The sequence below is a fragment of the Pseudomonas sp. GXM4 genome (assembly GCF_008923895.1).
GTDB classification, from domain to species: Bacteria; Pseudomonadota; Gammaproteobacteria; order Pseudomonadales; family Pseudomonadaceae; genus Aquipseudomonas; species Aquipseudomonas atacamensis.
The window spans coordinates 1-9,708 of record NZ_WBRZ01000206.1 but is presented as its reverse complement, the minus strand read 5'-3'; the positions used below and the strand labels follow the sequence as shown (position 1 = coordinate 9,708).

Here is a 9,708-nt window from a genome sequence, read left to right as displayed (position 1 = left end):
ATCATGCGACAGAGAACCTCTGGCATCCCCGGCCCACCGCCTTATAATGCCCGCCTTTGCAAAATCAGCAGGCTGTACCACCTTGGCAAACATAGATAACCCGGTCGCCGAAATGGCGCCCGACGGCTTTTACCGCGTCGCGCTGGGCGTTGAGTACAAAGGCTCGCGCTACAGCGGCTGGCAGCGTCAGTTGACCGGTGTGGCGACGGTGCAGGAAGAGCTTGAAAAAGCTCTGTCGAAAGTCGCCAATTCGCCGGTCTCCCTGCAATGCGCCGGGCGTACCGATGCCGGCGTGCATGCCTGCGGGCAAGTGGTGCACTTTGACACCCAGGTTGATCGCTCGCTGAAAGCCTGGGTCATGGGCGCCAACATCAATCTGCCCCATGACATCAGCGTCAGCTGGGCCAGGGTCATGCCGGCGCATTTTCATGCGCGCTTCAAGGCCATCGCCCGGCGTTATCGCTATGTGATCTACAACGATCAGATTCGGCCGGCGCACCTCAATGAAGAAATCACCTGGAATCACCGTCCGCTCGACGCCGAGCGTATGGCCGAGGCCGCGCAGTACCTGATCGGTACTCACGATTTCAGCGCGTTCCGGGCCGGTCAGTGCCAGGCCAAGTCGCCGATCAAGAAGATGCATCACCTGCGCGTGACTCGTCACGGCAAGATGATCGTGCTCGACATTCGGGCCAATGCCTTCCTGCATCACATGGTGCGCAATATTGCCGGTGTGCTGATGACCATCGGTGCCGGGGAGCGCCCGGTGGAGTGGATGAAAGAAGTGCTGGAGAGTCGCGAGCGTCGCTCCGGCGGGGTGACGGCGCATCCGTACGGGCTGTACCTGGTGCAGGTCGAGTACCACGACGAATTCCCGTTACCCGAGCGCTTTATCGGGCCACATTTCCTTACGGGTTTCTCCGAACTTGACGGCTGACGCCCTCGGACGCTTTTGTTACCATCCGGGACGTTTTCGGATTTTGCCTTGAGGTTCTCCTGACATGTCAGCTGTTCGCAGCAAGATCTGCGGCATTACCCGCATCGAAGATGCGCTGGCCGCCGTCGAAGCCGGTGCCGATGCGATCGGTCTGGTGTTTTACGCCAAGAGCCCGCGTGCGGTGAGCGTGCAGCAGGCGCGGGCGATCATCAAGGCGTTGCCGCCGTTCGTCACCACCGTGGGGTTGTTCGTCAATGCCAGTCGGTGCGAGCTGGGAGAAATCCTCGATGCGGTGCCGCTTGATCTGCTGCAATTTCATGGCGACGAAAGCGCGCAGGAGTGCGAAGGCTGGCATCGTCCGTACATCAAAGCGCTGCGGGTCAAGGCCGGCGATGACATCGCCGCTGCCTGCGATGCCTTTCCCGGGGCCAGTGGCGTACTGCTCGACACGTATGTCGAAGGGGTGCCTGGCGGAACCGGCGAGGCGTTTGACTGGTCACTGATTCCGCAACACCTGAGCAAGCCGCTGATTCTGGCCGGTGGCCTGACGCCGGAGAACGTTGCTGATGCGGTAGCGCGGGTCAAGCCCTACGCGGTGGATGTCAGCGGCGGGGTAGAAGCGAGCAAAGGCATCAAGGATCACCACAAGATTCGCGCATTCATCAACGCGGTGCGCGGCAATACATCGTCGATGTGACGGCTGGCAGTCTGCCGCCGTCCATCAATGCACTTGCACAAAGCAGGCGCGGCTGAGGGTTGCTGAATCGTACGCAGGTCATGTTCCGCGCTGACCGCGACTGTTCATCAACCATCGCCACACACATGAATTTAGCTCAAGGGCATACGCGGGGCTGCGAACCAGAGCGTTCGGGCCGCCGGTACTGGAGAAAGAAAGCATGAGCAACTGGTTAGTAGACAAACTGATCCCTTCGATCATGCGCTCGGAGGTCAAGAAGAGCTCGGTGCCTGAAGGTCTGTGGCACAAATGCCCGTCCTGCGAGGCGGTGTTGTACCGTCCGGAGCTGGAAAAGACCCTGGACGTTTGCCCCAAGTGCAACCACCACATGCGCATCGGCGCACGTGCGCGTATCGACATCTTCCTCGATCCGGAAGGCCGCAACGAACTGGGCGCTGACCTGGAGCCGGTTGACCGTCTGAAATTCCGCGACGGCAAGAAGTACAAGGACCGCCTGGTCGCTGCGCAGAAGCAGACCGGCGAGAAAGATGCGCTGATCTCGGTCAGCGGTACCCTGCTGGGCATGCCGGTAGTGGTTTCGGCATTCGAATTCAACTTCATGGGCGGTTCCATGGGCGCCATCGTCGGTGAGCGCTTCGTGCGCGCTGCCAACTACGCACTGGAAAACCGCTGCCCGATGATCTGCTTCGCCGCTTCCGGTGGCGCGCGCATGCAGGAAGCGCTGATCTCGCTGATGCAGATGGCCAAGACCTCGGCCGTGCTGGCGCGCCTGCGTGAAGAAGGCATTCCGTTCATCTCCGTACTGACCGACCCGGTTTACGGCGGCGTTTCCGCCAGTCTGGCGATGCTCGGTGACGTCATCGTTGGCGAACCGAAAGCCCTGATCGGCTTCGCCGGTCCGCGGGTAATCGAGCAGACCGTGCGCGAAAAACTGCCGGAAGGCTTCCAGCGCAGCGAGTTCCTGCTGGAACACGGCGCCATCGACATGATCATCCACCGTCAGGAACTGCGTCCGCGTCTGGGTAACCTGCTGGCACAAATGACTGGCAAGCCGACGCCGAAGTTCGTCGCCGCGCCGATCGAGCCAATCGTGGTGCCGCCGGTGCCTGCCAACGTATGACCCAGCGCACCCTTGGTGAATGGCTCGCCTACCTCGAGCAGTTGCATCCGTCGGCCATCGACATGGGCCTGGAGCGTTCGCAACAGGTAGCGTCCCGCATGGGGCTGGGCCAGCCGGCGCCTCGGGTGATCACGGTCACCGGCACCAACGGCAAGGGTTCGACCTGCGCGTTCGTGGCTTCTTTGTTGCGTGCGCAGGGCCTGAGCGTTGGCGTCTACAATTCTCCGCACCTGCTGCGTTATAACGAGCGGGTGCAGCTCAACGGCGTCGAAGCCACTGACGCGCAGCTGTGCGAAGCCTTTGCTGCGGTCGAGGCGGGCCGCGGCGAGACTTCCCTGACTTACTTCGAAATGGGCACCCTGGCGGCGTTCTGGCTGTTCCAACAGTCCGCGCTTGATGCTGTGGTGCTTGAAGTGGGTCTGGGCGGGCGTCTGGATACCGTCAATGTGATCGATGCCGATATTGCGCTGGTCACCAGCATTGGCGTCGATCACGCCGATTATCTGGGCGATACCCGCGAATCTGTAGCCTACGAGAAGGCTGGAATTTTCCGCCAGGGCAAGCCTGCTCTGTGTGGCGACCTGAATCCTCCGCAACCGCTGCTCGACAAGGCACGCGAACTGGCTTGCCCGTTTTTTCTGCGTGGTCGCGATTTCGATCTCGGCATCACTGAGCAGCACTGGCAGTGGCGCGGTACCGACGCGCAGGGCCAAGCGGTCGAATTGCGTGATTTGCCACTGCTTGATCTGCCGATGGAAAACGCCGCGCTGGCGCTGCAAGCCTATCTGCTGACAGGTTTGCCGTGGAATGCCGAACAGATTGTCGCGGCGTTGCAGGCGACGCGCGTGGTCGGGCGCCTCGATCGTCGTTCGTTCGAATGGAACGGCAAGCGCCTGAACCTGTTGCTGGATGTCGGTCACAATCCGCATGCCGCTGAATATCTCGCGCGACGTCTGGCTGCGCGGCCGCCGGTTGGCAAGCGTCTGGCGGTGTTCGGGTTGCTGGCGGACAAGGATCTCGATGGTGTTGTTGGCGAATTGAATGCTAGTGTCGCGCATTGGGCTGTCGCGCCGCTGGATTCGCCGCGTGCGCGTCCCGTAGCTGAGCTTGAGGCAGCGCTGCAGAACCTTGGTGCTTCGGTTACGTCCTATGCCAGCGTTGCGGCCGCTCTGGAAGGGCAGTGCGCTGAGGCAACCAGCGACGACGAGATTCTGTTGTTCGGATCATTTTATTGTGTCGCCGAGGCCCTTGAATGGCTGGCCCGGCGCTCCACGGAGGAAGCGGCAAATGGCTTTGCTGGATAAAGCGTACAAGCAGCGCATGGTTGGCGCGCTGGTGCTGGTGGCGCTGGCGGTGATCTTCCTGCCGATGCTGTTTTCCCGTCAGGATGAGCAGCGTCAGGTGACCGTCGAGGCCCCGGCTGCGCCTCAGCCTTCGGCCATGCCGCAAGTGCAAATGGACCCGGTCGCCGTGCCTGAGCCCCAGGCTTTGCCACAAGAGCCTGTGCCAACGGACGAAGAGGTCGCTGAAGAAGTGGTGCCTGCTGCTCCGGCCGCCCCGGCACCGACCATCCCGGCGCAGATTGCCCGCCCGGCAACGCCGCCACCAGTGGCCAAGCCGATTCCGGCGCCGGCTCAGCCGATCACCTCCGCAACCAGCAAGCCTGACACCACGCAGAGCCGCGTCGATGCCAACGGTCTGTCGGTGAGCTGGTCGGTGCAACTGGCCAGCCTGTCGAGCCGTGCCAGCGCCGAGAGCCTGCAGAAGAACCTGCGCAGCCAGGGTTATAACGCCTACATTCGTTCGGCCGATGGCAAGAATCGGGTGTTCGTCGGTCCGCTGATCGAGCGTGCCGAAGCCGACCGTCTGCGTGATCTGCTGAGTCGTCAGCAGAACCTCAAAGGCTTCGTTGTCCGTTTTCAGCCTGAACGTGGCTGAAATCTATCACCTCGATTGAAAAGCACTGACAATCGCAGCTTACCGACAGCCATGCGCTCTGCTAAAATGCGCCGCCTTATCCGTCTGTAGGCTGCACTGTGCCATTTACCTGGGTTGACTGGGCGATCGTTGCAATCATCGCCATCTCCGCATTGATCAGTCTGAGCCGCGGCTTCGTAAAGGAAGCGTTATCGCTGCTGACCTGGATCATCGCAGGAGCGGTTGCCTGGATGTTTGGTGGCTCACTGTCCGAGTACCTCGCCGGATACATCGAAACCCCATCGGCTCGCGTGATCGCGGGCTGTGCCATCATGTTTGTCGCCACACTGATCGTGGGCGCAATGATCAATTATCTTATCGGCGAGTTGGTTCGCGTCACCGGGTTGTCCGGGACCGATCGATTCCTCGGCATGGCCTTCGGCGCAGCGCGTGGCGTGTTGCTGGTGGTCGTGGCGGTCGGGCTGTTGAGCCTGGGGCCGGTACAGCAGGACGGGTGGTGGAAAGAATCACAGCTCGTGCCCAAGTTTCTATTGGTCGCCGACTGGTCCAAAAACCTGATACTGGGGTGGAGCAGTCAGTGGCTTGCCAGCGGAATCAGCGTACCCGCTGAGATTCCGTTCAAGGAGCAACTCTTGCCGACGGCGAAAACGCCTCAGTGAGTGCTGTTCAGTTCAGATCCATTAAGTAGGGGTTGCGTCGCATGTGTGGCATCGTCGGTATCGTCGGTAAGTCGAACGTCAATCAGGCGCTGTATGACGCGCTAACCGTGCTCCAGCACCGCGGCCAGGACGCTGCCGGTATCGTGACCAGCCATGATGGCCGGTTGTTCCTGCGCAAGGATAATGGCCTGGTGCGTGACGTGTTCCAGCAGCGTCACATGCAGCGTCTGGTCGGCCACATGGGTATCGGCCACGTCCGTTACCCGACTGCCGGCAGCTCGACGTCGGCCGAAGCCCAGCCGTTCTACGTCAACTCGCCGTACGGCATCACACTGGCGCACAACGGTAACCTGACCAACGTTGAACAGTTGGCCAAGGAGATCTACGAATCCGATCTGCGTCACGTCAACACCAGCTCCGACTCGGAAGTGCTGCTCAACGTGTTCGCCCACGAGTTGGCCCAGCGCGGCAAGCTGCAGCCGACCGAAGAAGACGTGTTCGCCGCCGTGACCGACGTGCACAACCGTTGCGTTGGTGGCTACGCCGTTGTGGCGATGGTCACCGGTTACGGCATCGTCGGTTTCCGCGACCCGCACGGCATTCGCCCGATTGTATTCGGCCAGCGTCACACTGACGAAGGCGTCGAGTACATGATTGCCTCGGAAAGCGTTTCCCTGGACGTGCTCGGTTTCACCCTGATCCGCGACCTCGCGCCAGGCGAAGCGGTGTACATCACCGAAGATGGCAAGCTGCACACCCGTCAGTGCGCAACCAACCCGTCGCTGACCCCGTGCATTTTCGAACACGTCTACCTGGCGCGTCCGGACTCGATCATCGACGGCGTGTCGGTGTACAAAGCACGTCTGCGCATGGGCGAGAAGCTTGCCGAGAAGATCCTGCGCGAGCGCCCTGAGCACGACATCGACGTGGTCATCCCGATTCCGGACACCAGCCGTACCGCAGCGCTGGAACTGGCCAATCACCTTGGCGTGAAATTCCGCGAAGGCTTCGTCAAGAACCGTTACATCGGTCGCACCTTCATCATGCCGGGCCAGGCCGCACGCAAGAAGTCGGTACGCCAGAAGCTCAACGCCATCGAGCTGGAATTCCGCGGCAAGAACGTCATGCTGGTCGATGACTCGATCGTGCGCGGCACCACTTGCAAGCAGATCATCCAGATGGCCCGCGAAGCCGGCGCGAAAAACGTCTACTTCTGCTCGGCGGCACCTGCGGTGCGCTTCCCGAACGTGTACGGTATCGACATGCCGAGCGCCCACGAACTGATCGCGCACAACCGTTCGACTCAAGACGTGGCCGACCTGATCGGTGCAGACTGGCTGATCTATCAGGATCTGCCTGACTTGATCGAAGCGGTCGGCGGCGGCAAGATCAAGATCGAGCACTTCGATTGCGCAGTGTTTGATGGCAAGTACGTGACCGGTGACGTCGACGAGGCTTACCTGAACAAGATCGAGCAGGCGCGCAACGATGCCTCGAAGGTCAAGACCCAGGCAGTCAGTGCGATCATCGATCTGTACAACAACTGAGTTTCCACCGGCCCTGAGGGGCCGGTTTTGTATCTGATATTTATTGTTCGAGAACAGCAAGGAGAGACAGCATGAGTCAGGAATGGGATGCCGGTCGGCTGGACAGCGACCTCGAAGGCGTAGCGTTCGATACCCTGGCCGTCCGTGCCGGTCAGCACCGCACGCCGGAAGGCGAACACGGTGACCCGATGTTCTTCACCTCCAGTTACGTGTTCCGCACCGCTGCCGATGCAGCGGCGCGCTTTGCCGGCGAAGTGCCTGGCAACGTCTATTCGCGCTACACCAACCCGACCGTGCGCGCGTTCGAAGAACGCATTGCCGCGCTGGAGGGCGCCGAGCAAGCCGTCGCCACGGCAACCGGCATGGCCGCGATCATGGCGGTGGTGATGAGCCTGTGCAGTGCTGGCGATCATGTGCTGGTGTCGCGCAGCGTGTTCGGCTCGACCATCAGCCTCTTCGAGAAATACTTTAAACGCTTCGGCGTCGAAGTCGATTACGTCCCGCTGGCCGATCTGTCAGCTTGGGACGCGGCGATCAAGTCCAACACCAAACTGCTTTTTGTCGAGTCGCCGTCCAACCCGTTGGCCGAGCTGGTGGATATCGCCGCCCTGGCTGAAATCGCTCATGCCAAGGGCGCGCAGCTGGTGGTCGACAACTGCTTCTGCACCCCGGCGTTGCAGCAGCCGCTGAAGCTCGGCGCGGACATTGTCGTGCACTCGGCGACCAAGTTCATCGACGGTCAGGGCCGCTGCATGGGCGGCGTTGTCGCCGGTCGCGGTGAACAGATGAAAGAAGTGGTGGGTTTCCTGCGGACCGCCGGGCCGACCCTCAGCCCGTTCAACGCGTGGATCTTCCTCAAAGGCCTCGAGACCCTCAACCTGCGCATGAAAGCGCATTGCGCGAACGCTCAGGCGCTGGCCGAATGGCTGGAGCAGCAGGACGGCATCGAGAAGGTCCATTACGCCGGTCTGAAGAGCCATCCGCAGCACGAGTTGGCCCAGCGCCAGCAGAAGGGTTTTGGTGCGGTGGTCAGCTTCGAGGTCAAGGGCGGCAAAGAAGGCGCCTGGCGCTTTATCGATGCCACGCGGTTGATTTCGATCACCGCCAACCTCGGCGACAGCAAAACCACGATCACCCATCCAAGCACCACTTCCCACGGCCGTCTGGCGCCCCAGGAGCGTGAAGCGGCAGGCATTCGTGACAGTCTGATCCGCGTTGCGGTCGGTCTGGAAGATGTGGCTGATCTGCAAGCTGATCTGGCGCGCGGTCTGGCGGCATTGTGATCGAGTTGTCTACACCCGCGGCCAACACCCATGGCCGCGTGGCGCTGGTCACCGGGGCTGCGCGCGGGATTGGCCTCGGAATCGCCGCTTGGCTGATCAGCGAAGGCTGGCAGGTGGTGCTGACCGATCTTGATCGGGTGCGTGGTTCGAAAGTGGCGAAGGTGCTTGGCGAGAACGCCTGGTTCATCGCCATGGACGTCGCCGACGAAAATCAGGTCGCGCTGGGCGTGGCCGAGGTATTGGGGCAGTTTGGTCGCCTCGATGCGCTGGTCTGCAACGCAGCGGTGGCCGATCCGCACAACATCACCCTGGAAAGCCTCGATCTGGCGTATTGGAATCGGGTGCTGGCGGTGAATCTGAGCGGGCCGATGTTGCTGGCCAAGCACTGTGCGCCTTATCTGCGTGCGCACAACGGTTCGATCGTCAATCTGGCCTCGACCCGCGCGCGACAGTCGGAGGCGGACTCCGAGGCGTATGCGGCGAGCAAGGGCGGGCTGTTGGCGCTGACCCATGCGCTGGCAATCAGCCTTGGACCGGAAATCCGCGTGAACGCAGTCAGTCCTGGCTGGATTGATGCCCGTGATCCCTCGGTGCGTCGCGCCGAACCTTTGGCCGATGCCGATCATGCTCAGCATCCGGCGGGCAGGGTAGGGACTGTCGAGGACGTCGCGGCGATGGTGGCGTGGTTGCTGTCGAGGAATGCCGGATTTGTCACCGGCCAGGAATTTGTCGTCGATGGCGGCATGACCAAGAAGATGATCTACACGGAATAACAAGCGAAGCCGCGTGCTGTGGGAGCGAGCCTGCTCGCGAATGCGGTCTATCGGTCGATGGCGTCTTCAGGAATGAAGCAATTTCGTCTTTTTCAGAAAAACTCCAATCCTGCTATTGACTTAGCTTCGCCACCTGCGTAAATTTCGCGGCCTCGGAGATGCAAACGGGTGATTAGCTCAGCTGGGAGAGCGTCTGCCTTACAAGCAGAATGTCGGCGGTTCGATCCCGTCATCACCCACCACTCCCGAGAAGCTTGCGCAAGCAAGAGAGTAGGCTGAAAGTGCCTGCACCGACGCGCAGCGGTAGTTCAGTCGGTTAGAATACCGGCCTGTCACGCCGGGGGTCGCGGGTTCGAGTCCCGTCCGCTGCGCCATATTTTACGAGTCAGATTGATCTGGTTCGCGATTGCCAGGCACCGAAGCCGGTAATCAAAACGAGTTACTTGAGCGCAAGCTCAAAGCGATACGCAGCGGTAGTTCAGTCGGTTAGAATACCGGCCTGTCACGCCGGGGGTCGCGGGTTCGAGTCCCGTCCGCTGCGCCATATCTGTTTCAAGGACCACTGAACGCCTTGAAGCGCCGAAACCAGCCATCGGCTGAATCGGATCGATAGCAAAGACCCTGGTCGAAAGACCGGGGTTTTTTGTGTCTGAAATTTGGTTATTCCCCTCTCGAACTCCTGCGCAAATCGTCCTGTAGGAGCTGCGGCACGCTGCGATCTGTTGATCTTGCTCTTAAAAAATCCAGATCAAAA

9 protein-coding genes and 3 tRNA genes are annotated in these 9,708 nt (G+C 61.0%); all 12 read left to right on the top strand.

All coding sequences use genetic code 11. The features are described from left to right. Positions 1–112: 112 nt before the first annotated feature. The 12 genes from truA to F8N49_RS20890 all read left to right on the top strand — a co-directional run bounded on the left by truA (position 113) and on the right by F8N49_RS20890 (position 9,498). Positions 113–937, top strand: coding sequence for a tRNA pseudouridine(38-40) synthase TruA (truA, locus tag F8N49_RS20945; RefSeq protein WP_016773937.1), 825 nt, complete (start codon positions 113–115; stop codon positions 935–937). 64 nt (positions 938–1,001) lie between these two features. Continuing rightward, positions 1,002–1,634 carry a phosphoribosylanthranilate isomerase gene (locus F8N49_RS20940; protein WP_071171655.1) on the top strand — a complete coding sequence of 211 codons (633 nt, stop codon included), beginning with the start codon at positions 1,002–1,004 and terminating at the stop codon, positions 1,632–1,634. Positions 1,635–1,833: 199 nt separating this feature from the next. Further along, positions 1,834–2,754, top strand: coding sequence for an acetyl-CoA carboxylase, carboxyltransferase subunit beta (gene accD, locus F8N49_RS20935; protein ID WP_016773939.1), 921 nt, complete (start codon positions 1,834–1,836; stop codon positions 2,752–2,754). Next, a complete protein-coding gene (gene folC, locus F8N49_RS20930; RefSeq protein WP_151552388.1) occupies positions 2,751–4,058 on the top strand; it encodes a bifunctional tetrahydrofolate synthase/dihydrofolate synthase in 1,308 nt (435 codons plus the stop codon). Before accD ends, folC begins: the two co-directional genes overlap by 4 nt. Next, entirely contained in the window at positions 4,042–4,692 is a 651-nt protein-coding gene (locus tag F8N49_RS20925) for an SPOR domain-containing protein (protein WP_122747152.1), read from the top strand. Before folC ends, F8N49_RS20925 begins: the two co-directional genes overlap by 17 nt. A gap of 98 nt (positions 4,693–4,790) precedes the next feature. Next, positions 4,791–5,351, top strand: coding sequence for a CvpA family protein (locus F8N49_RS20920; protein ID WP_016773942.1), 561 nt, complete (start codon positions 4,791–4,793; stop codon positions 5,349–5,351). Positions 5,352–5,392: 41 nt separating this feature from the next. Beyond that, the gene (gene purF / locus F8N49_RS20915) at positions 5,393–6,898 is read left to right on the top strand and encodes an amidophosphoribosyltransferase (RefSeq protein ID WP_016773943.1); all 1,506 of its coding nucleotides are present in this window, start codon (positions 5,393–5,395) and stop codon (positions 6,896–6,898) included. Between the two features lie 71 nt (positions 6,899–6,969). Next, the gene (locus F8N49_RS20910) at positions 6,970–8,181 is read left to right on the top strand and encodes an O-succinylhomoserine sulfhydrylase (RefSeq protein WP_016773944.1); all 1,212 of its coding nucleotides are present in this window, start codon (positions 6,970–6,972) and stop codon (positions 8,179–8,181) included. Then, positions 8,178–8,954, top strand: coding sequence for an SDR family oxidoreductase (locus tag F8N49_RS20905; RefSeq protein WP_122706896.1), 777 nt, complete (start codon positions 8,178–8,180; stop codon positions 8,952–8,954). The genes F8N49_RS20910 and F8N49_RS20905 overlap by 4 nt, the downstream gene beginning before the upstream one ends. A gap of 166 nt (positions 8,955–9,120) precedes the next feature. After that, positions 9,121–9,196, top strand: a tRNA-Val gene (locus F8N49_RS20900). 55 nt (positions 9,197–9,251) lie between these two features. Next, a tRNA-Asp gene (locus F8N49_RS20895) sits at positions 9,252–9,328 on the top strand. A 93-nt stretch (positions 9,329–9,421) separates the two neighbouring features. Next, positions 9,422–9,498: transfer RNA gene (locus F8N49_RS20890), tRNA-Asp, on the top strand. Positions 9,499–9,708 lie beyond the last annotated feature (210 nt).

What these genes read in the sequence shown, in the direction of transcription:
- purF (WP_016773943.1), top strand. Translation starts at nt 5,393, where the DNA reads ATGTGTGGCATCGTCGGTATCGTCGGTAAGTCGAACGTCAATCAGGCG.
- truA (WP_016773937.1), top strand. Translation starts at nt 113, where the DNA reads ATGGCGCCCGACGGCTTTTACCGCGTCGCGCTGGGCGTTGAGTACAAA.
- F8N49_RS20940 (WP_071171655.1), top strand. Translation starts at nt 1,002, where the DNA reads ATGTCAGCTGTTCGCAGCAAGATCTGCGGCATTACCCGCATCGAAGAT.
- F8N49_RS20925 (WP_122747152.1), top strand. Translation starts at nt 4,042, where the DNA reads ATGGCTTTGCTGGATAAAGCGTACAAGCAGCGCATGGTTGGCGCGCTG.
- accD (WP_016773939.1), top strand. Translation starts at nt 1,834, where the DNA reads ATGAGCAACTGGTTAGTAGACAAACTGATCCCTTCGATCATGCGCTCG.
- F8N49_RS20910 (WP_016773944.1), top strand. Translation starts at nt 6,970, where the DNA reads ATGAGTCAGGAATGGGATGCCGGTCGGCTGGACAGCGACCTCGAAGGC.
- folC (WP_151552388.1), top strand. Translation starts at nt 2,751, where the DNA reads ATGACCCAGCGCACCCTTGGTGAATGGCTCGCCTACCTCGAGCAGTTG.